Below are 24,131 nucleotides of genomic sequence, written 5' to 3' on the forward strand. Positions count from 1 at the left end.
TGTTGCCCGACAGAAACGTCAGCCGGTCGAAGTTCGCCTCATCAATGTACCAGGGATTTTCATCCGAATAAACGACTTGCGTGCGGCCGGTCCGGCGGTCAGCCAGGATCAGCTCCAGTTTGTTCTGCAGCCTGTTTAAACGAAAAATGCACAGGCGATCGGGATCGTTTGTCCACCTGATCCTCGGAATATAGATATCCGTTTCCTGCCCTGTATTTATCGTAGTCGTGGTACCCGTTCCAAGATCATAGATAAGGACGGAGACCACCGAGTTATCTTCCCCGGCCTTCGGGTACTTCCAGCTCCGGTTTTCCGGATAAAGCTCATTCCCGGGGATTTCCGGTTTCAATCCCTTGTAAACCGTCATGTTGAATTCCTTCACATGGCTTTCATCAAAACGGATATACGCCAGTGACTGCCCGTCGGCCGACCAGTCAAAGGCCCTGCTGAAACTGAATTCTTCCTCGTAAACCCAATCCGGGGCACCGTTGATCACCGAATTTTTTTCGCCATCCGTGGTGATCTGTAGCTCCTGTTCCCTTTCCAGGTCGCTGATGAACAGGTTATTATCCCTGAAAAAAGCCACATAACGGGAATCAGGAGAGAACGTGGCCAGCTGCTGTTTCCCTTTCAGCGAAAGTGTCCGGAGATGGCGTGCAGACCGGTCGTAAACAAAATAGCCGGCCTTAAAGCTGTACCGGTAGATGGGTTCCCTCTCCGTCCAGAGCAGTATCCTGTTCTCGTCATCGCTGAATGCATAATCCGATATTGCCTTCATGTCAGCATCAGGAAAATCAGCCAGGCTGAAAAGTGTATCTTTCACAGAGCCCGTCTCATAGTCATATTGGATGATCTTATTCCCGTTCTGAAGGCTCGTATAATGGACTCCGTCGTTCATTGACCGCAATCCGCGGACGGAAGCCTGTGCGAAGGCGTTTCCCTGGATAACCTCTTCCAGGGTAAGTTTTTTCTGCCCGTTCTGGGCCAGGATCGCTCCAGAAAAGAATAATAAAAGGACTAATCCAGAAATAGCTGTATTCTTCATGACCGATCGGTTTAAATATGACGCATGGCGGCATTCGTGAAAACGTTGGCAAAGTTATGTCTTAATGAGCATGCCGGCCACACTGACCGAATTTAATCATCTTTATTGAATATTTTTAATGAAACCTATTGACTTTCCTTTATTAATGTCGTAACTTCCCCAGGATAATTCCCACCCATTTATCAAACTATCTTCCTGACATCCAACCTCATCTATTATGAAAATACGTACTTTACTTTCAGGTGTCATGATCGCAACGACAGGCATCCTTTGCGCACTCTCTCCGATTCATGTACAGGGCCAGGATTATGAACCCGGGCGATTATTTGTTTGTGTGTATGACACAGCCGGCATCCCCACCTTTGTCGGGGATACCGTGATCATGTCAAACGATGGCCTGCGTGAGCTCTTTAACCGTTATGGGGTGTACAGTTTTAACCGGGCCTTTCCCGGTATCGATACGCTCAAAGGAAAGGAAACCTATCTGCTGGATCAAGTGTATGTGCTTAGATGCCTGGGCAACGAGGACTCGTTACTGCAGGAACTGGATCTGTACAGCGACTGGATCTATTATTACATGGAAAAAATTCCCGTTTACCGCTTGATTGGAAATGATAATCCGCCGGATCCCGGTTATGAAGTTCCTCCTTCGACACTGCGTCCACCCAATGATCCCCGGTTTGCAGAGGATTGGGCGTTGCAGAATATTAACGCTGTGGAGGCATGGTCTTATTCGAAGGGCGATAATATTCTGATCGGGATCCCGGATGGAGGCTTCAACCGCAGCCATGAAGATCTTAAAACGCAGATCCACTCGGCACTGAGCAGCCCTGCGTGGCACATATACCATGGCACTGTTGTGGCGGGATGTGCCGGTGCAGCGACGAATAATTACAAAGGCAAGAGCTCAATAGGATACAACTGCAAATTGATCCTGGGTTCAGCCCCGAGCAACAACCAGGACTGGAACGAGGTACTGGCCATGTCAAACATGGGCGCGCGCGTGATCAATGCCAGTTTTATCTCCTGCAAATTCAATTCGACCATTCTCAATTTAATTCACTATATGGCCGATCAGGGGACATTGCTGGTCGGAGGTGCAGGAAATGGAACAGAAGTAGGTCACTGTTCCTCAAATGGAAACGGATATGGCTACCCTGCTTCCTATGATCCGGTGATCTCTGTTACCAGTGTCGGGCAGACTGACAATCATGTTTACGATGGGATACACTGCCATACCCACAACGACAAGGTTGATGTCTGCGCACCAGGTTATGGCGTTCTTTCAACCTGTTATTATATCGATTCCAATGGAATCATTCATAATGACTGTTATTCTCCGAACTGGGGAACCTCTTTTGCGGCGCCCATCGTAAGCGGCTTGGCAGCGCTGGTTTTCTACGCCAGGTCATGTATGACACCTGAAGAGGTCAAGTACATCATTGAATCCACCACCGACGACATCTACAGTATTCCGGGCAACAGCAACTTCACCGGGCTTCTTGGCCATGGGAGGATCAATGCCGGAAGAGCCGTCAAAAAAGCAGCCATCATTCAACCGGGAACCAATGTCCGCCTCACATCTTCGGCCACATGGACCACGGAACATTATATCAAGGAATATATCCTTGTTGAGAAAGGGGTAACGCTTACCATCCTGGCGGATGTTCTTTTTAACACAAATGCCAGGTTGATCATCAAACCGGGAGGCACGGTCGTGGTGAATGGGGCAACATTGCGAAACAACATGTGCAATGGCATGTGGGAGGGGGTCCAGGTTGAGGGGATCCGCGAAAAAAGCCAGCTGGAAGCCGGCAAACATGGAAAACTCTCCCTGATCAATGGCGCGACCATCAAAAATGCACGGACGGGAGCTGCCCTGGTCAACCTACTGGGAGATAAAACCATTCACGGCGGAGGGGGGATCATCCAGGCTGAAAATGCATTCTTTATCAACAATAAAATTGCAGTCCGCTTTTTACCGTACGAAAATTTTACACCGGAAAACACCTCAAACGTACTTGACAATGTGAGTTATTTCAAAAATGTGACCTTCCGGACTGATGATCAATTGATTGATCCCCAGATAAATCCCGAAACATTTGTTATCCTTCAGGATGTCAGGGGAATTTGGTTCCTGGGCTGCTCCTTTGTAAATAATGTTCCCGTCGAAGCTGAACAAAACTATTTCCCCAGCACAAGGGGAGGAGGGATCTATAGCGTGAATTCATCCTTTACCATCGACAAGCTGACCCCGACCAGTACGGATCAGTGTGAATTCAAGTATCTCTACCGCGGAATCGAAGCCTACGGTTTCAATTCAATGAAAACCTTTACGGTCAATGAGACCCTGTTCGACTCCATCTGCAAGACCATCTATCTCAATGGAATTGATAATGTGGCCATTACACGCAACGAAATTGTCCTGTACGACAGTTATGTCTTTCTGCCTGATATGGCCTATGGAGTGTACCTCGGTTATTGCACCGGCTATACAGTGGAGGAAAATATCATCAGGAAAGCATATGTATCCCACGTCGGCTCAGGTCCGCTGCACTATGGCATTGTTGTCAGCAACTCCCTTGACGATAATAACTTTATTTACAGCAACCGGATGGTGGATATGAACACCGGGGTTCTTGCACTTGGCGTCAACCGGGGTCCCGGGAAGACGGGACTGCAGATCAAATGCAATGAGTTCCTGGAGTGCAGTTTCGATATCGTTGTTTCACCCGACGCCTCTTCCCAACCCGGATCATGCGGGATCGCTTTCAACCAGGGGTATGATACCCGCCAGGATGCTCCGGCGGGCAACAGGTTCGGCAAGGATGTCCCGCCCTGGGACAACAGCGATTATAACTATCACATCGATTGCGGTACAATCATCTATTTTCATAACAGTAAAAGCAACAGTCCGCCTGCTACCTGGCCGTCTGATTACACATCCTCAACGGTTACCTTAGCGGAAACACAATATGAGTTCCGAAGTACGGTAAGCTGCCCTTCCTGGTTAGAACTGAAGGGACAGCCTCTTTTGCAGATCATGAAAGATGCGATCTATACAATGCAAAACTTAGCCACTCTTGAAAATCCTACGAGTGAACTGGATTACCAGTTCCAGATCGTGTCGGATGCAGCCTATCACCTGAGCCAATCGTATATACACAATCCTGACACAGCGTTCTTTCAACGGAATGTTGAACTTATATCCCTTTACGAAGGCATTACCACCAACATTCGTGATCTCCGGAGCCTGTCATGGGAGTACAGGAAGGTTTTCGCCTATCTTGCTGTAAAGGATACGGTCAACGCCGACAGGGTATTGGTTGATATCAAAGCAAAGTGGAATCTGGTCAATGGGAAACTGGATGAATACAACGATATGGTAAGTTATGTGGAGATCCTTAAGGAACTGATCCATAATGAAAAATCTATCTTTGAGATTGACGAAGCGCAAAAAACAATTCTATCGTTGATAGCCCGGAAAAAGAACAGCTTTGTCGGTGCTTACGCCCGTAATATACTCAATACGCTGGGCCACTAGCCGGCTGCTGAAGGGAATCACCAAGAGGTGAGTGACATAGGACCACCGGCAATCAGTGACTGTGCCTACCTGTCAACCAGGAAGTCAATAATGCCTTCCTGTGCCCATTCGGTCCATTTCTGTCCGATCTCAACCGGTGAGATATCCATGCTGGGAAACACATCGGCACCAAGCAGCACCTTTTTACCTGATGCCTGTATCAGGTGATGAACATCCCTTACCAGGGCAGTGACCTGTTGTTGGTTCCACCGGATCCATTCGCACCAGAGCATGCTTCCGCAGTCGTTGGAGAGTTCGAACGGCGAGTCGTCATACAGATGGTTGATCCCGGCATCCGCATACGCATCAAAGAGATCCGCGATCTGTTTTCCGGCTGTCGCTTCTTCTTTGTCGAACAATGTCTGATGAAGCCAGACGGCCCTGACTTCCCTGCCATCTACGTCTGATGCACCGCACTCCTTGAATGGCAGGACATTCAGCATGACCATCAGAAATATTATGAATACCGTTCCGGATTTGTTCATGGTTTGAAATAAGGTGGAACGAAAGCCATCAGGTTAAATTTTTGATCTTTGCTTTTTGATCTTTGCTTTTTGATCTTTCAATTGATGTTCAGGATCATGTCGGAAACCACCGGCTCGCAGCTTCCCTTTCCCTTTACGGTTAATGTGAGCGTGACCGATCCAAAACGGGCGTCTTCCGCACTCGGGGTATAGGTAGGATGAAGGTCACGGAAATCGTTGAAGAACCCGGTGCCGGAGGTTGACCAGGTCACGTGGGTATGATTTTCGGCTGTCGCATTGGATAAAAAGTAGCTATCCCCTGCCCTTACGACGTCTCCTCCTCCTGCAAATGCCCTGGGTGCGTGGATGATCGTCAGGAACATGCTGCAGGTTGTATCCGGGTGGCCAGCCTGGCCGGTGACCGAAAGCATCAGGGTAACCGATCCGGCCTTGATGTCCTTTGCACTCGGTTTGTAAGTCGGATTCAGGATCGCAGGTTTATTGAAGGAACCCGTGCCGGAAGTTGTCCATTGCAAGCGCTCGTAATTTGCTGCAAAAGCTTCTGCAAGAACATAAGCATCCCCCTCACAGATGGTGGCATCCGGACCTGCGGAAGCCGGCGGAACATCCGAAAAAGATCGGGCCGACAGGGTAAAACACACGATGGCGAGAAAACCGATAAAGCAAGTTCTTTTCATTTTCAGGGATTTAAAAACGCTGTAAAATTAAGCAAAATTAGGATTCCCTGTGTCCTGATGTGAACGAGGATGGTGGGGTCAATGTACAGGACCTCATCATCCTCGTCAACCACATCACGGATTGGAGAGGCGACTCCTGAACCTCAACGACGCCAGAGCTTTTAAAACCATCTACTAAAAAAACTACGAGGTATCGGTTCGTAACTTCAAGGATTGACCCTTGAATGGAAATTGCCTCGTGTACTGCTCATCGCGTCATGGTCAGTCTCCTGTGATGAATGCCGCTGTCGGTGACCATCCTGATCAGGTAGACTCCAGGTTCAAGTTCCGACAGGTTAAGCTGCATCTCTTTCTGTCCACGTTTTATGCTATGATATACACTTTGCCCTGTGATCGAGTGAATCTCCAGTTCCTTGATGAAATTCCGGCTTTGTATCTGAACAAGACCTGCAGTGGGATTGGGATAAATGGCGATCCCATCGGACTCGTTTTCATCAACGGCAACAGGAGATACCGTAAGCGTTACAGGTACGTTTACGATTCCGACATTCGGATCACTCTCCAGACGAATGTTGCCTGTCAGGGTGTAGTCAATGGGCAATAGCGCCAGGGAACTGAACATGGTTACCGTGACATCCTGTGCTGCCCAAGGTTCAATGATTCCGCGCCTGGGCTCAATAGTGAACCAGGGTACAACGCCCGGGAAGGCAACACCATCCACTTCACAATCAAAGGCACCCAGGAACTCGGTGTTTCCGGTTTCTTTATCCAAAATGCGCAGCTCACCCCGGAAGGCCTCCTGGTTGAAGGCGGTCAGGTAGATGATGTCTGTTGCCGGATCCCAGGCCATCCCCTGTGCATAGTTGGCATCAAACCCGATCGGGCCCAGGGAGGTGGTTTCCAGGGTCTCCAGGTTGACCCGGTAGGATTCTTGATTGACAATGCAATAGCTGTACATCACTCCCTGGCCGTCAATGGCACAATCGATCGCTGCCGGAATATCAATGCCCCCGATTTCCGTTGCTTCACCGGTGAACATGTTGATCGTGTAAAGCGCCGATTCATCGATGTTGGTCGACACGCCATACATGGTATTCGTGAGCTTATTGACCGCTATCCCCGACCAGATATGCTCTTCCCTGGGGACACAAGGCCCAACGCTGGTGACCTCGCCGGTCTCAAGAATGATCTTCTTTAATTCAAAATTATCGTAATCAATCACGTACATAAAGCTGAAATCCTTTCCGTCGAAATCACTTCCAACAGCCAGGAAATCGACAGCGCTGATGATGTTCTTTGTACCAGGATCATCGGTGTCAAATGAAATAAAGAGTTTTTCCTCACTGAGATCGAACGCATAAGCGGTTGATCCTCTGAAATGGCTTCCGGAAGGGCTGCCGCCGGATCGCGGAGCCATCGGAGCCGGACCGGCAGATGGAGGAATGTTTGTCCGTGGAAACCTGCCATCACTGGCCGGAATGGATATTTTTTCATTCGTGACTGTAATATAACTTTGCCATTCCAGAAAGCCATCCCCGCTGTTACTGATGGTCATCGTCGTGACCACCGTCTCGCCTTCGGTGGTTGCGGCATTGATCTCCAACGGATTGACATTCATAATGGGTGCGACCAGGTTGATGTCGTGCGTGGTGGTTTGATCACCCGTGACAGCAATTCCACCCACCGTATAGAGGTTATACCCCTCTTTCCACGCCGTCAGCGTATAGGTCCCGTGAATGGCCTCATTAAAACCATACCGACCATCCGGACCTGTGGTGATGAAATAGGTATATTCGATCGGGCTGTTTTCCCTGACCAACCTGATTTCAACTTCTCCCACAGGAATACTGCTGTGCGTCACGGTCCCGTTCAAAATGCCAAACATCGGTCCCTGGATCGTCATAGTAAGATCCACCGGTGCCGGATCGATATCGGCTACGGTGACATCCGGTTTGAACACAAGGATACCGGTTTCGACGGGACTCTCATCTTCATTGATATGGCTTCCGTCGAAGGTGATCGTGACTTCCTGGGACCCTCCTGCTTCTATCTGACCGGTTATGGGTTCAAAGGCAAACCAGGTAGAACCTCCCCCGGGAAATGCCAGCGCATCGACTTCACCCCTGAAATTCCCGACAAACTCGGTATTTCCGCTGTTAACGTCCAGTCTGCGTAATTCGCCGCTTTGTGTCCAGTCATTGAAAGCGGCCAGGTAGATGATGTCGTCATCTGGATTCCAGCTCATTCCCTGGGCCCAATTGGCATCAAAACCAATGGAACCAAGCAGGGTGGAAACCGCTGTGGTCTTATCAATCTTATAGGATTGATCGGTAATAATGTCATAGCCGTACATCTGGCCGGAGCCGTCAATGGCTATATCGATGCACGCAGGCAGGCCTAATGAACCGATAGGTGTTGTAATTCCAGTATTTTTATCAATGGTGTATAATTGCGATTCGGTCAGGTTCGCTTTGGCGGAAACGGCATACAACGTATTGGTGGTTTTGTCAATTTGCAGACCTGTAAAGGTGTGGCCTCCTATCTTGTCACATTTCCCTATATCGGTAACCGTCCCGCTGATAACATCGACTTTTATCAGGTGGTCGTTACTGACGTCAATGACGTACAGGAAGGAGGTCTGATAGGCATCGAACGTGCCCCCGTAAGGACCATAATCGAAGGTGGCAATTGCATTGGGTGTACCTGGATCATCCGTATCAAATGAAAAAAACATCCCGTGGTGCAAATCAAAAGCAAAACCCGTCGGCCCCTTCGCTCCCCGGGCAGGTTCAAAATGAGCAGGACCTTTCGCCGGAGCACGCTCCAGGGATGGTGGGGAAGAACCTCTGGGAAAGTCGCCGTTGCTCACGGGTATGGATACCTTCCTGGAATCGGACTGGAAGTTAGCTATCCATCCCAAAGGTCCGTTTCCTTCGTTGTAAAGTGTAACCGTTTGCGTTGCCGTCTGGTTGACCGGGACCACCACGGAAACCGATTCCGGATCCGCCGTCAGGGTTGGTGCAGTCATCCGGTAGTGCTTCGACAGTGTCTCGCCATAGACTATGGTGATGCTATCATAGACTACGTTTAGTCCTTTCTTTTTGACACTGAGCAGATAACCGCCTGTTTTCACCCGGTTGACCATAAAATGGCCGTTGTTCTGGGTACTTGTGACATACTTTTCGCCCTGAGGATTGATAAGGGTTACCACGGCGCCTTCAACCATGGAGCCATCTGAAAGCCTGCTGGCAAATCCCTCCAGGTGGCCGACTTCCTCCTGGTATACCTGGATGTTGTCCACTTCCCACACATTGATGTTAGAGGTATTCGCTCCGTTTACCCTGAAGCGTACGCTGAATATTTTCCCGGCGGCGTGCGGGGTAATGTCAAACGTTTTAGAGAGGTACCCAAATCCCCCCTGCGTATTTTTATGCGTACAGATCAGCTGCCATTCACTTCCATCATATACTTCAACCGACAAACACTCCAGGGTGGCCCTGGTACTTGGATTCTGAAATTTCACATCATACTTCAGCGTCACATTGTCAAGTATTTCCCTGGCGTCCAGTGTTTGTGTGACCAGTGAGAAGCTATAATTCAGGATATTCACCGGGCGGAAAAACCAGGCTTCAGGTTTGGGATTCCCGTTTGCTGTATTGACATTCCACTGGATCGTGATCGGATCCAGTTCCCATTTACGGGACAGAAAATCACTATCCCAACCTTCAACCAGCGGCAGTTCCCCGGGCTCCCCATTCATTTTCAATGATATGGGCACATTTCTCAGGGGAACAACCTGATCGTCGGTGCTGATAACCAGATTTGACTGATGGGTTCCTGTGACATTGCCCGGATCAATGGCCAGCTGTACGTCAATGGAGCCTCCGGCAGGGATGGTCCCGTTTGCAGGGCTGACGGATAACCAGCTGGTGGGTGTTACGTAAACGCTGTCTGTCAGGGCAAATGTCAGGTTACGATCCAGTTTGTCGGGCTGATAGTCTGAGGCGTGGCACCACGACATGCAACTCTGTGACAATCCACCGGGGGGATTTTTCCAGGCAAATTCATTCTGGATCGCAGGTGCTGCCTCCTTGCTCCAGTACCAGTATCTGTTGGTGCTGTAGGACATATACGCGGCCACAGACACCCAGTATGTACCACTGGTCAGGTTTGCCGGCGCCGGAAGGAACACGTTCACATCTCCAGCGGCATCCGAATGGGCCGGTATGGCGTTGAAGGTATGGACTGCAGGGCCCGGATAACCGCTTGAATCGGCATAGAAGATCACATTCACAAAGGGCACTTCCCCGTGGATGACGTAACTAACATAGTACCCTGCTGCAAATACGTGCGTAATGTTCCAGGTTTCGCCCGGGGGTACGATGAAATCATCGGCCGCCGCGCAGATACGGTCGGGAAGATCGGTGATGAAGGTCTGCGACAGAACCCCCGTCTCAGCCGATGGATTGCCGGTCTGATTGTAATAGACGGTTGATGCGCCATACCTGGGAGCAGTTTTGCCATTGAAGCTGCCCTCTGCTGATTTGGAAACATAATCCGGTTCTATGCTGAAGGTATGATCTGTGTTTCCATTATTGGTAATGGTCAAAATCCTTGAAGTGGAAGTATTGTATTGCAGATTCTGCGAAATCGCCGAAGGATACACCACCAGGTCGGCACAGGTTGGAGCATCCAGTGCTTTATACTCAGGATCATCAATGTAATATTTCGGTACATCCGACGGGTAGTTTTCATCCACACCGGCAAAAAAATCAGCTGCCGAAAGCTGTCTGATCCCGTCAGTGCCGGTTGCCCCTGCGCTCCAGGGCCAGGTGTGAATGGATGCACCGCCAATAATCAGCTCTGCCACATCCCCGTTCAGATCAATGATATTTTTGATCGGTAGCCACTGGTTGTGGGCATAATCGAACTGGGCCGTATTATATCCATCTGCATTGATGAATCCGGTTCCATCGCTGTGAAAATAGACCTCCAGCCCGAATTTGCTTTCAGCGCCGCCAAAATTCTGCAGCAGATTGTAATAGCCGCAAAATCCCGATGGGATATAGATAAAGAATGACAGCTCGTATTTCCCGGTCGTCCTGTTACCTAAACGTAGGACAAGGTCAACGGCATTGTCAACCCTGGCGCTTTTTGTTCCGCTGTGGTGAAAATCGTTGCTGATCTCCGCATCCTGCTCCCCGCAGGGTTCATTTTCCCAGGTGGTCCACTGTACCGGATACTGGCAGGCTACCTGCCCCGGAATCGTGAAGGTCTCAAAATCGGTGGCATAGATGGTAGTATTTGAGCCGGGCATCACATAGAGCGAAATGTTCGGGAAATGATCCGTTGGTGTAAGATGAATGGGGGGATTTTCCGGGTATAGTGTGAATGATTCGTTGGCATCCAGGGAGATGGCAAGGGTTCTTCCCTTACGCGATTGGTCAATGGTGGCGTAAAAGCGGTCTGCATTGTCATAAACCATAGTGTCCTTTTCCCTGTAAACCATGATCACCAGGTTCTTTCCCTGGTATGTATAATGCCGGTGCAAAGGGATAATTATTTCATTGGAACCGGTCGGGAAAGTTACCGTTCCGCTGAAAACCTCGATCAGGTTGTTGGATGTGATCCACCCTCCATTGAGGTCCTGCAGGCTTGTTTCACCCATATACACTTTCACTGGCTTCTCCGTGGGTTCATCAGAAAAATCATTGAAATAGCCAATTTTCGTAATCTGTGACCCGGCAGGCTGTCCGATCTCATCGGCAAAATAGATGGTCTCGCTCAGGCTGGTATTCCAGTAAAAATCAATGGGCACCCGCGGCGATCCTGGTAATTCGGTTCCATCACCGATGGTGACAACACTCAGATTTTCAGGAGATCTGGCCGGATCAGGGGTTTGAATCGTGCCTGTTCCGGCACCTGGCCGCGATTGCCCCCAAAGAAAAGGGCTCACAAACAACAGAGTCAGGCAAATCAGGGCTGTTTTTGGTAATCTTAGACTCATTTTCATTTTATTTGGTTTTTTAAGTTAATGAAATTTCTTCCGGAACATCTTTCAGATGTTAAAGTCGCGTGCTACAAAGTAACCCCAATCCAGTGATTATCCAAAATATTCAGGGTAGAGAAATGGTCAATCTGCCGAAAGTATTTACAAGAGCTGATTTGCTTTAATTTTATGATAATTAATAGATTGGTAAGAAAATCAACCTTAAATCAGGTCATCATAAGCAAAATATGTCCTGGTGAGAGGTTCAACACATCGGCACAAGGAGTTCAGAACTAAATATTCCGCAGGTATTCTCCAAGGTTGTCCTGGCTCGTCAGGTTAAGCTTTTTACGGATATGATAGCGATTTGTTTTTAAAGTGCCGGGATTGATATTGAAGATTTTAGCAATCTCATGATTGCTCAGGTTGATCTTCAGATAGGCACACAAGCGTAATTCATTCTCACTTAATTCGGGTCCCCTTCGTTTCAACCTGCTGAAAAAATCATGGTGTACCTTTTCGAATACATTTTTAAACTGTTCCCAGGCTTTATCCGTGGATACACTTTCCCTGATGATCCGGTTCAGGTTGTTGTATGAGGTTGCATCCATCTTATTGTCTTCATAGAGTTTGGTCATCGTCGATGAAATTTCATTCACCATATCTTTTTTGCTGACCAATTGAAGCGAAAGCGTAATCAATTCCTTGTTCTTACTTTCTATTTCAGATAAATGTTTAAATTTTTCCAGGTTGTTGATCTTATCCGCCGTCTTGATTCGTTCTTCCAGGTTATCATTTTCTATTTTCTGAAGCTTCAGTGATTTCTTCATGTATTTATAGAACATCAGGGCAATCAGGATCCCAGAAATAATAAGAATCACATAGGCATAATTCCTGATTTTTTGTGATTCATATTTTTCCTGCAAAAGTTCCAGTTCATATTTGTTCTTTTGTACTTCAATCTCCCATTGAAAATCTGATATTTTTTTCTGGATTTTCGAGTTCAATATGCTGTCGTTGAGTGCTACATACTGTTTGTAATACGTCAAAGATTCCCTGTATTGACCCTGTTTCTCCTTCAGTTCCGAAAGCATCAGGTTTGCTCTTTGTTCAGCACTCTTAAATCCAACCTCTGCCGAAATATCCTTGGCCTGGAGAAATAACTTCTCTGCTTCCACAGGACGGTTTAGATGAACATTAAGTAAGCCCAGATTATAAATGGCCTCTCCATAGAAACGATTGTTCTGGAGGCACCTGGAAAAATTGATGGCTTGCTCAATATACGATTGGGAGGCTGTATAGTTATCCTGAGCCATAAAGGCCAGGCCAAGCTTGTTGAAAATATCGCAGATGACGGCTGAATCGTTAATTTTTTCTGCCAGCACCAATGCTTCCTGGAACAGGATGGAAGCCTCGCTGAAATTATTCCGGTTCATCTCAAGTAGTCCGATGTTAATTTGAGTGATGGCATGACTGCGGACACTGACTTTATCTTTGTCCCAGAACATTTCAGCTTCCCTCTCAAAATATTCTTTAGCCTTGTCATATTCGTTCAGCGCCATATACACAAGCCCATAACCGTTATATGCTTTACCCCGGAGGTAATCATTATTCAGCTTTTCTGCGATCGATTCGACTTCCGCATAATAGGTCATTGCCAGATAATAATTGTCTTTGATGTAATAGTAATTGGCAATGTTGTTCTTAATTTTGGCAATCAGGACATCATTGTCGGATCGTTCGGCAATTTGTAATGCCCGTATGCTGTACAAGAAAATGCTGTCGTTGTTCTCAAAATGTCCCAGTATTCTTGCTTTGAAATACAGTGCTTCCGACATGGCATTGCTGTCACCGGTCGTTTGAGCAAGAAGCAGGGCTTCGTTTGTGAGTTGCAGGTTCTTTTCCTTATGGTCCCAGAAGCTGGTATCCAGTATGTGAAAGATTTCACCCAGCCTGTCCTGCTCAACGGGTTTCTTTAGGTCGTGAGACTGAATCCTGCGGAGAAAAAGAGCAAGCGCCACTATGCAGATGATCAGAACGATCATAGCGACACCAGTCCAAATCAGGTATGGTTTTCTTATCTGCATAGGAAATCAGGACAGTATTTGATCCGAAAGATGATGTTGAAAGAATACATTTTCAAAGGTATGATTATTTTCGTTTCCTCTGATCTCATCTTTCCTTTCGTCCCTCGCCTTCGCCTTCTACTTCCACCTCTACTTGGCTAATCGTTAATGGAATTTTACTTTCCATGTCACCCCTAACGGATTCTAAAATGATCGGCTGATGATTTTTGCTACCAATATCACGCACCTACGGTGCTCTGGATATTGGGGCTTTATTTAGGACCGGCCTCTTGAAAATTGCCGCCCGGAAATTTACCTAAATAGAATTCCTCTCGCTAATTTATCAGTTATGGCGGAGCAACCTAGGGAAGCGGACTGAAACCAGAAGGGAAGAGGGAGCAGGACGAATAGCCATTAACGATTGCTGAAGCAGAATTAGAGGTGGAAGGTGAAGTTGATAAAATGAATTAATAAACGGAGAATTTGAAGACAGGTTATAGACTCGAAGGTTTTTGCTTCAGCTCATTTTCTATTGTTCCGATCATTTTCTTGGCGGGTTCAAAAAAGGATTCTACCTTTTCTTGATTAAAGTCGTAAAGGTCATCATAATCACCTTTCTGTCTGAAAGAAAAAAGCTGAGATTATAATTTACCTAGCTCTTTGGGTAACCTTTCTGTTTTGATGAAATGTTCATTGAAGCTATATTTCACTCCGTTATGTGTTGTAGTTTTCAAATTTGACGAAAGAAGCACGGCGCTCACAGCATAATAGACAGAGTAATAGAGCCGGTTAATTGCAGAATTCCATTTTTGGTTTTTTGCAAAAATCTCAGCATCCTCAAAGGTGTCCAATGCTCTCCTTAACCGATATTGAATGATATCTTTCCGTGTTCCTGTCATCGAATCCGAATCCCTTCTTTTTGAATGCTTTCAAATAAAGGAGTCACTGAATGATTTTCAACCCAATCATTTTTTGTGTAGATCAACGGTGAAATAATTTCTCCGGTCTCAATCTCAACTTCATATAATTCATCCAGTACTTTTTTTTCAAAATCAAAAGTAATCCTCGTACCCTGTAACAAAATCAATAAATCCCAATCCGACAGCTCTCTTGCATCTCCTCTTGCCCGGGAACCATATAAATAGATTTCGGAATCCGGAGCGGTCTTATTGACTGCATTGATAATCTTTTCCAATACGATTTGTCTGTCTGTACTCATAGGACAAATATACAATATTTTTAATAATTGTTTTAGTCAGAAAGAGACATAGGATTATAAAGTGTCAAATCCCTGTCGGGGATAAAAGTCAAAATCGTTGACTCTGATCATTCCAGAAACTTTAAACCATATTTAAACTGCAGGTAAACTGCATATATTTTTAGAAAAAGAAAAACCCTGAAATCTTTATTATTTCAGGGTTCCGGCTGTGGGGCGTGACAGGATCGAACTGTCGACCTCATGCCTGTCAAGCATGCGCTCTAAACCAGCTGAGCTAACGTCCCGATATTTGATTTTTACCGCTCAGTCATCCTGAGGAAACCCAGGACAGCTGAGCTAACGTCCCGATATTTGATTTCTACCGCTCCGTCATCCTGAGGAAACTCAGGACAGCTGAGCTAACGTCCAGTTCACAGTCAGCAGTCAGCAGTTAAATGCAGCGCCAGATTGTTATACTGAATCGTTTGCAAAATTAGGGGATAATTTTCAGATATGCAACAAAATTTATGATCCAGCGGATGTGCCATTTCTATGTAAAAAATGACATACTAAAATCTTGAAATATTCGTATTATTGTCAGTCAGTTCACGAATGTATCACCTCTAAAATCCAAACTATGAAAGGCAAAACTGTTTCGCTTATCCTGGGACTGCTTGTTGTCTCCACTTGTTTTTTCTCCTGCGACCTGCTCGACGTGGAAAAGGAATTCTGGCTGGAACATACCTTCCCCGTGCAGGGCAACAACGCCAACTTCAACGAAAATTACCTGCTGGATGCGGCTGCAGAATCGGATGTCATCGAAGAATATGCCGACCTGATCAAAAGCATCGAAATCCTGGAAGTAACCTATGAAGTTACCTATCATAACGGATCTGCCACCCAGCAGATCAATACCGCTACCCTGTCGGTCTCCGATGCTTCGGGTGGAGGCCAGGAAGTCATCGGAACCGTCGCTAACCAAAACCTGGCTTCACTGCTGAACAACGTTCAAACACTGGCTATAAACCAGGATGGCGTCGACCGCGCAGCAGACCTCATTAAAAATCCACCGCATTCCTTGCTGCTGAACCTTGCTGGCAGCGCCAACGAAACTCCGCTGGATTTTAAGGTTAAGTTCAGATTTAAGGTGAAAATGGTGGCGAATCCCACCTAAAAAAAGAGAGGAGAGTGGAGAAAGGAGAGAGGAGAGTGGAGAAATTAATTTTTAAGTTATAGGGTAACGTTTGTGGGGGTAAGGGGATTAATGGATAGGGAAATTTCTCGTTCTCTATCCATTTTTTTATGAAACAAACACTGGTGATTTTTTTAGCAGGGATGCTGTGCGTGATATTTGAGGTTCACTCATCTGCACAGAAGAATATCTGGCCTGGCAAAGATGCTGCTGACGCACAACCGCTTTTCGAAGGGTTCATTGACACGGAAAGGGATTCGTCGGCCATCCGTATCGTGTTTTATAACCTGGAAAACCTCTACGATCCCTTCAATGACTCCCTGACCAATGATGAAGAATTTACGCCGGAGGGTGCAAAGCACTGGAATTACGGACGCTATGTTCAGAAATTGCAGTACCTTTCCAAGACCCTGCTTGCCGCAGGCGGATGGGAACCTCCTGAGATCATCGGGGTATGCGAGGTGGAAAACCGGAACGTCCTGAACAAACTCATCTACGATACGCCACTTTCGGTCTTCCATTACCGGATCATCCACCACGAATCGCCTGATCCGCGGGGAGTGGATGTCGCACTCCTTTACAGGCCGGATAAGATCACACCCCTTTCCGACACGGTGATCCCGGTCGTTTTTAAACCTGATTCCACCGCACATACGCGCGACATCCTTTACGCCCGTGTGCTTGTCCTGAAGAAAGACACCCTGCACCTCTTTGTCAATCACTGGCCATCGCGGTTTGGCGGCTATATGCAAACGGTTGAAAAACGATCACGGGCAGCGTCCATCCTGAAAAAAGCCGTTGACTCGGTGCAGCGTGCGGATTCGCTTGCCAGCATCGTCATTATGGGGGACCTGAACGATGATCCGCTGGACGAGAGCATCGCACAAGTGTTGCTGGGGGGTGACGTAAGGCAGGAGGCGGGATTGGTCAATTTGATGACAGGCAATACGATAACCGGCTATGCAGGAACGCTTAAACACGGTGAGACCTGGCATACGTTCGACCAGTTTATCGTTTCCCGTTCACTGGCCACGGGAGCCGGAACCCTGGAGATACCCCCATCCCAGGCGCTGATCTTCAGGGCGCCCTACCTGCTGGTGGAGGATCCAAACCGATTCGGTAGCAAACTCAACAGAACCTACCTGGGACCCCGCTACCTTGGAGGATTCAGTGACCACCTGCCCATTTTCCTGGATATCAGGATAAAATCCCATCCCCTGCCCCACTGACCCACCGAAACGGTAATCTGAACTTGCGGGAAAAGGTCGCCCTGCCGGAATCAGCATTTCGTGGCAGGAAAACGGAGCGCCTTGACATTTCTTTTACTTCCCCTTTCGGTTCATATCCCTAAAAGCCATAAATTTGGCTTCCTTTTCTGTGAGGATAATTTTGAATGTTTATTATGAAAAAGGGAAAGTTTGATCCTAAAGAGAATTACAACCAGAGCCGCAGGGATATCGGGTACGTTACCCGAAGGGAAGCCACCCAGGAAGATTACGACCGAATCGGTTTTAAATCAGGACTTGAAGTACACCAGCAGCTGCTGACAAAATACAAGCTCTTCTGCCGGTGCCCGGCAGGCATCTATAATCCTGACCATGAATATGATGCCGAGCTGATACGGCATATGCGCCCCACGCTCAGCGAACTCGGGGAGTACGACGGGACCGCCCTGATGGAGTTCAAAACCAGAAAAGAAATCGTCTACCGCATCAAGAACGAAACAGCCTGTACGTATGATGTGGATGACACCCCTCCCTTCAAGATCGACACCGAAGCATTGCAGATCGCCATTGAGATTTCCCTTCTTTCGAAACTGAACATCGTCGGAGAGGTCCACATCACCCGGAAACAATACCTCGACGGAAGCATACCAACCGGATTCCAGCGGACGGCTATCATCGGCGTGGAAGGTGAAATCCCTTTGAAAAACAAGAAAGTACGCCTGATCCAGCTCAGCCTGGAGGAAGACGCCTGCCGCGAAATGTGGGATATCGGACACCAACGGGGTTACAAGACCGACAGGCTGGGCATGCCCCTCATCGAAACCGTCACCTACCCCGATTGCGTCAATCCCGAAGAAGTGAGGGAAGCCTGTGACCATATTCGCTTTCTGAACCGGTCGACCGGAAAGGTCAGAACTGGAATGGGTGCAGGACGTGAAGATGTCAACGTTAGCTGCCGGGGTGGCTCACGGGTGGAGATCAAAGGCGTGGCACACACCAAATGGATCCCTGAGCTGACACACAACGAATGTTTCAGGCAATGGTCGCTGCTGCACATTCGTGAACTACTTAGCCAACGGGTCAGAAAGCCTGCAGAATGGAAAATAACCCACAAGGTGATCCCCTACCACACCTTCAACTTCAGGTATAAACCCATCAAGACAGCGGTGAATGGTAAAAACAGGATCATCGCCATCAACCTGCAGGGATTTGAAGGGATCCTGTCACACTTCACCCAGCCCGGAAAAATGTTTGCCGATGAGATCAGCGATCGGCTGAAGGTCATTGCCTGCATCGAAAAGCCCCATATGTGCCATTCCGAAGAATTCACCGCAACCCTGCCGTATAAGAACTGGGATTCACTGCGTAAACTGTTGAAAGCCAAAGATAGTGATGCTCAGCTCCTGATCTGGGGACCCGAAGCCGATATGGCCACGGCCCTTGAAACCGTGGAGGAACGCTGTAAAATGGCTTTAGAAGGAGTGCCCAACGAAACCAGAAAGTCCTTTGAAAATGGCACCACGATCTTTGAGAGAGTGCTGCCGGGAGCCGACCGAATGTACCCGGATACGGATTCCGCACCCATACCACTTGACGATGATTTCATTGAACATGCCGGGAAAGAACTGCCCCCCGACATTATGGACCGTTACAGGCAACTCAGGGAGTGGCAGGTCCCTGAAGATACCTATACGTACATCTTTTCAAGGAATCGTTACCCCGACATTGAACGGATCGTAAAGGAACTCGACTACAATCCCCGCCTGATCGGTACTTTTTTCGGCCACCATCTTAAATTCGTTGAAGGCCACTATAAGAAATCCAGCGAGTTCACCTACGGCAAAGTGTTCGATCTTTTTCAGTATATCCGGGAACATCAGCTCGACGTCCGCATCGCAGGTGACATGCTTCCGGTCATCTTTGAACATCCGAAGATGGATCTTGATTCGGTACTGACCAGCATCAAATTCAGGAGAGTCGAAAGAGACGAGATTCTTTCCAAGGTCGATTTCCTGATCGAAAAATTCAAAAAGGTCGGACGCTCCAGGCAACCGGACGTGGCAGTGCGCTGGATCATGGGGGAACTGCGTGGCCTGGCAACCGGGAATATCGAACTCAGGGAATTGAAAAATGCAATTGAGCGGAAGCTGGAGATAGCTGATTAACGATTAACGGATATTTGATATTTGATATTTGATTTATGCTATTTGCTTTTTGAATTTGATTTAATGATTTACATCAGATTAAATCCATAATAAGGTCCATCATGTCAGACGATATTTTTCAGGGATACAAAGGAGAGGCGCTCGAGACGCTGAAAAAATTCAATACGCGCGTCTGGGGTCAGGCGAAGATGGAAACCAAGCGTGGAACGTTTGTGGGAACCGTTCTACCCCGGTCAGAGAACGACGATGATCAGCATATCGTGCTGAAAATTCCAACAGGCTACAATGTGGGGATTGATATAAAAACCATTCTGTCCATCACCGAAACCGGCTACAAGAAAGCCGTCTACAAGATCCCCGAAAAGCAATTCCCCGTCACCCCCGGACTGCCAAAAGTGAAGCTGCTTGGAACCGGAGGCACGATCGCTTCCAGGCTCGATTACCGGACCGGAGCTGTCATACCTGCCTTTACGCCCGGGGAACTCTACGGGGCCGTGCCTGAACTGGCAGATATCTGTAATCTTGAAACGGAAAAGATCTTTGCCGTATTCAGCGAAAACATGGGGCCAAAACAGTACATCGCACTTGCCCAGGCCATCGGCAAAGAGATTGAAAAAGGGGTGAGCGGCATTGTCATTGGCCACGGCACCGACACGCTACACCACACCGGAGCCGTGCTGACCTTTATGTGCCAGAACCTGCCCGTCCCGATCATCCTGGTCGGGTCGCAACGTTCATCCGACCGGCCCAGCTCCGACGCAGCCCTGAACCTGATGCATGCCATGCACGCTGCAGGCCACGGTGACATCGCAGAGGTCATGTTGTGCATGTTCGGCCCCACATCCGATGAGTACGGGCTCCTGCACAAAGGCACACGCGTAAGGAAAATGCACTCCTCCTACCGTTCCACATTCCGCACCATCGGAGATGTACCCGTGGCCATGGTGAGCCGCAAGGAAATCATTCCCATTCACAAGAAATACAATAAACGAAGGAACGATAATAATGTCAATATTTATCCGTACTTTAGCGATGAGGTCTCCATGCTCTACTATTATCCGGGGATGAAGCCCGACACACTGGATTCAATGATAGATAATGGTTACAGAGGGATCATCATCGTGGGAACCGGGCTGGGACACGTCAACAAGGAGCTCTATCCTGCCCTGGAACGGGCCAAGGCCAAAGGAATACACGTTTTTATGACGGTTCAGACCATCTGGGGATATGTTCACATGTTCGTGTATGATACCGGCAGGGATATGATGGCCAAAGGTGTGATCCCCGCCGGTAACATGCTGCCGGAGGTCGCCTGGGTGAAACTGAGCTGGATTCTGGGCCAGACAAACGATCCTGTAAAAGTCAGGCAAATGATGTTCACACCGGTCAATGATGAGATAACCCTCCGGGAACCCTACAACGGTTACCTGGTCTACCAGGGGGGGGTGCCGGAAGTGGAGGATTTTATCCGGAGAGTGCATAAATAACCGATGAACCTGAATCTTCTGAACCGGTACCTGTACTATCAGCGGAAAACCTTTGAAAAATGTTTTCCCGGAATCCACGATGTTGCCGATGACGAAGCCATCCACGATGTCAGGGTCAGCATAAAAAAAACACGTACCCTTCTGCTTTTGCTCGAATATATCTATCCCGGAGAATTGGATATCAGGGCCGTCTACAGACCCTACCGCAAGATCTTCAAGCGGCTGGGACTGATCCGTGACCTGCAGGTCCAGCAAAAGCTGGCCTCCTACCTGAAACAGAAAACATCTGCAAACATTGAAGGATACCAGACGTTTCTCAGGGAACAGGAAAAAATGATCCGATTCAACGTGAATACCTGGCTTCATCAATGCTCCCTGCCTGATTGGAGTTCACTGGAAGCGGATATTCACTCCTTCTATTTCAGGACCGGAAAAAAGCTCATCATTCTCAAGGCAAATGAATATATCAGTCACCGGATTCAGGAAGCGAAAAAATTATCGGTGCAGAAGGACCGGACCACGATCCATCTGATCCGCAGGCTGCTGAAAGAAGCCAGGTACATGCTTGACATGATGATCTCCGTTTTTAAAAATAAACCTGAGTACAAAGAACTTCAGAACAAAATAAAGTCCATTGAAAATTACCTTGGGGAATGGCACGACCGAATGGTCGCCCTTGATTACATATTTAAGTATGAGCAATCGATGCACACCTTTTTCCCGGGAAAGAAGATCAGGACGCAACCGATGATCAAAAAGATCCTGCAGGAAAGTAACAGATTGGTTGACAAATCGCTGCACGAGATCAACCGATTGAAATGACTCCCGACCTCCGGTGATGCCGGCCACTGGTTCATTCCCATTTTTCAAGAAATGCCCCCCGCTCTGCCGTGTCGTGGAATGGAATGGATAACGAAGCCGCCTCTTCTTTCCATTTCCTTGCTCTCCACTTTGCATTGGACATATCAGCAATGACATACCGCGCATCAAACACGCGCACAAGCTCCTCCAACCTTACAGAAGCGTTCCCGCTTAAAAGGAGGTAATCTGCTTTATACCTCACCGTGTCAACCTGTGTCAGGCAAAACCTGTCATTCACCACGACAAGGCTCCGGCCGTCCAAGTGAATCACGGAAAAGTATCCCCGCTGATGGCCGTGCATCCTGTCATCACTGTAATCAGCCTTCTCTGACAGAGAAAAACTGCGGATCGTTTTCAACCTGCTTTGCACGAAGTGGCCGTTCATCTGCATCCTGACCCTGGAAGGATCATGATAAAATGACGAATCCATAAAGAAGATTCCATTCCTGCCGTCAATCAAACCAGCTGAAGTCGATCCCGGAATCGAATAGATCACGATCATCTTCTGGCGGAGGGACTTGATGGCCTGGTATCCATTATAGCAACAGAATGCTGCTGAAAAAGCGAGCAGATAGTATGTGGCTGCCCGTTTTGCGTATACCAGCCGGTAGATTCCCGCCACAACCAGGGTATAGAGTAAAATCATCTCAACAGTATCCATTGGCGACCTGTTGAGGGTTGAGTACGGAAGCTGTTCGATGAAGCTGACTGTTCCGTTCATGCTTTTAATCATCAGTCCGAAGATCCGGCACATCACCTCCCCCAGAAGGGGAACCGGACTGGTCACAAAGACCAGAATGCCCGTATAGATGATGAAGCCGGAAAGTGGAACGACCAGGACATTGGCAAGGAGGAAGTAGTTGGGAAACTGGTGAAACAGATGCACGGTTAGCGGGAAGGTGAGCAGCTGTGCCGCCATTGACACACTGAGAAGTTCCCAGATGCGCCGGAGGAGCCAGTATTTTGGCGTCAGAAGGTCGTTGATCCAGGGTTGCAGGCTCACAATGCCAATGACCGCCAGGTATGACAGCTGAAAACCCGTTTCCTGAAGCATCAGGGGATGATTCGCCAGGAGCAAAAGCGCCGACGCTGCAAGGGTATTGTAGATATTTGTATTTCGGCTGACAGTCCTGCCGACGATCAGGATGGAGAACATGACCGTTGCCCGAAGGACGGATGGGGACAAACCTGTCAGGAAGGCGTAAAACCAAATAAAAAGGATGATCAAAAGGAACCGCAGCACCTTCCCGGTTCCCCGCTGCGGTAAAAAACCAAACAAAAAGTTCAGAATCATATAAATCACACCTACGTGTAATCCCGAGACACAGAGAATGTGGATTGTACCGGAGGAAGAATAAGACTGATACGTTTCATCATCAAGCTGGCTCTTGTCGCCCAGCAGCAATGCCTGAGCAGTTGCACGTTCCTGATCACTCAGGCCTGATTCCATCAGAATGGATGATAAATTCCGGTGGACCACGTGAGCAGCCCTTTGAATGCTCCAGGTTCTAAGGTGACCGATCAGGCGGAAGTTTTCCAGGCTCAGGTAAGCCTGGTGATAGATGTTCCGGCGTGCCAGATATCGTTTGTAATTGAACTGTCCCGGATTAAGCGGACCGGCAACCGGAAACAGGGCGCCTTTGATCAGCAGCGTATCCCCGAATTCAAATTCGGGTAACGGAGTGTTCTTCTTACCATAAACGATCACCCTTCCGTGAACCCTTCTCCACTGATCCTTGTAACGGACCGATAGGATGTCAAGTGTAAGCCTGACCGATTTTTTACCCTTAACGGGAGGCTCGCTGATCCTTCCGGCGAATCCTTCGACCGGTTCAGTGATCTGTACGACGTGCCGGGGATCGTTTTCCGGCTGCACACTGATGATCAGGACATACCCGATGAGAAGGTAGAGTATGGAAATGCAGACACCCGGCGTCCAGCGGCTGGAATACGTCAGGTTTTTGAAAAAAACCAGGGCAAACAGGCCTGTCATTCCAGTCAGCAACAATACGATCAGGATCAAGGGGAATAACGGAGCGTGAACATTGAGTCCCATCAACGAAATCCCCGCAATGAACCCGGTCAGCAGCTTGACCAGCGGCAGGCGCAGACTGATTGGCATCGATAAACCTTTTCAGGTTTATCGGTTTTGTTGGA

General features: G+C 48.1%; 13 protein-coding genes and 1 tRNA gene. 6 read left to right on the forward strand and 8 right to left on the reverse strand.

The genetic code is table 11. From position 1 onward, the window contains the following. A partial coding sequence (locus PKI34_11535; GenBank protein ID HNS18440.1) for a DPP IV N-terminal domain-containing protein occupies positions 1–1,045 on the reverse strand: 1,045 nt, incomplete at its 3' end. A gap of 217 nt (positions 1,046–1,262) precedes the next feature. Between PKI34_11535 and PKI34_11540 the strand changes: the two genes are divergently transcribed. Continuing rightward, on the forward strand, positions 1,263–4,589 hold the full coding sequence (locus PKI34_11540; protein HNS18441.1) for a S8 family serine peptidase: 3,327 nt from the start codon (positions 1,263–1,265) through the stop codon (positions 4,587–4,589). A 65-nt stretch (positions 4,590–4,654) separates the two neighbouring features. On the opposite strand, the gene PKI34_11545 is transcribed toward PKI34_11540, so the two are convergent. From PKI34_11545 to PKI34_11570, 6 genes are all read right to left on the reverse strand, one after another. Then, positions 4,655–5,113, reverse strand: a complete 459-nt coding sequence (locus PKI34_11545; GenBank protein HNS18442.1) for a hypothetical protein — start codon at positions 5,111–5,113, stop codon at positions 4,655–4,657. A gap of 77 nt (positions 5,114–5,190) precedes the next feature. Then, positions 5,191–5,790, reverse strand: a complete 600-nt coding sequence (locus tag PKI34_11550) for a hypothetical protein (GenBank protein ID HNS18443.1) — start codon at positions 5,788–5,790, stop codon at positions 5,191–5,193. A 247-nt stretch (positions 5,791–6,037) separates the two neighbouring features. Further along, a complete protein-coding gene (locus PKI34_11555) occupies positions 6,038–11,797 on the reverse strand; it encodes a carboxypeptidase regulatory-like domain-containing protein (GenBank protein ID HNS18444.1) in 5,760 nt (1,919 codons plus the stop codon). 275 nt (positions 11,798–12,072) lie between these two features. Then, a complete protein-coding gene (locus tag PKI34_11560; protein ID HNS18445.1) occupies positions 12,073–13,824 on the reverse strand; it encodes a tetratricopeptide repeat protein in 1,752 nt (583 codons plus the stop codon). 916 nt (positions 13,825–14,740) lie between these two features. Continuing rightward, positions 14,741–15,064, reverse strand: coding sequence for a nucleotidyltransferase domain-containing protein (locus PKI34_11565; GenBank protein ID HNS18446.1), 324 nt, complete (start codon positions 15,062–15,064; stop codon positions 14,741–14,743). 209 nt (positions 15,065–15,273) lie between these two features. Continuing rightward, a tRNA-Val gene (locus tag PKI34_11570) sits at positions 15,274–15,348 on the reverse strand. A 332-nt stretch (positions 15,349–15,680) separates the two neighbouring features. On the opposite strand from PKI34_11570, the gene PKI34_11575 reads away from it, so the two are divergent. The 5 genes from PKI34_11575 to PKI34_11595 all read left to right on the forward strand — a co-directional run bounded on the left by PKI34_11575 (position 15,681) and on the right by PKI34_11595 (position 21,935). Continuing rightward, positions 15,681–16,217, forward strand: coding sequence for a hypothetical protein (locus tag PKI34_11575; GenBank protein ID HNS18447.1), 537 nt, complete (start codon positions 15,681–15,683; stop codon positions 16,215–16,217). A 128-nt stretch (positions 16,218–16,345) separates the two neighbouring features. Next, positions 16,346–17,464 (forward strand): hypothetical protein, encoded by a 1,119-nt coding sequence (locus PKI34_11580; GenBank protein HNS18448.1) that lies wholly within the window; start codon positions 16,346–16,348, stop codon positions 17,462–17,464. Between the two features lie 173 nt (positions 17,465–17,637). Beyond that, the gene (gene gatE, locus PKI34_11585; protein HNS18449.1) at positions 17,638–19,626 is read left to right on the forward strand and encodes a Glu-tRNA(Gln) amidotransferase subunit GatE; all 1,989 of its coding nucleotides are present in this window, start codon (positions 17,638–17,640) and stop codon (positions 19,624–19,626) included. Between the two features lie 101 nt (positions 19,627–19,727). After that, positions 19,728–21,113, forward strand: a complete 1,386-nt coding sequence (gene gatD, locus PKI34_11590) for a Glu-tRNA(Gln) amidotransferase subunit GatD (GenBank protein HNS18450.1) — start codon at positions 19,728–19,730, stop codon at positions 21,111–21,113. 3 nt (positions 21,114–21,116) lie between these two features. After that, positions 21,117–21,935: a CHAD domain-containing protein gene (locus PKI34_11595; GenBank protein HNS18451.1), complete on the forward strand. Its 819-nt coding sequence runs from the start codon at positions 21,117–21,119 to the stop codon at positions 21,933–21,935. A 31-nt stretch (positions 21,936–21,966) separates the two neighbouring features. Here PKI34_11595 and PKI34_11600 read toward each other — a convergent pair whose 3' ends face one another. After that, positions 21,967–24,096, reverse strand: coding sequence for a ComEC/Rec2 family competence protein (locus tag PKI34_11600; protein HNS18452.1), 2,130 nt, complete (start codon positions 24,094–24,096; stop codon positions 21,967–21,969). Positions 24,097–24,131: the final 35 nt, after the last annotated feature.

This window comes from Bacteroidales bacterium (assembly GCA_035342335.1).
Lineage (GTDB): Bacteria > Bacteroidota > Bacteroidia > Bacteroidales > JAGONC01 > JAGONC01.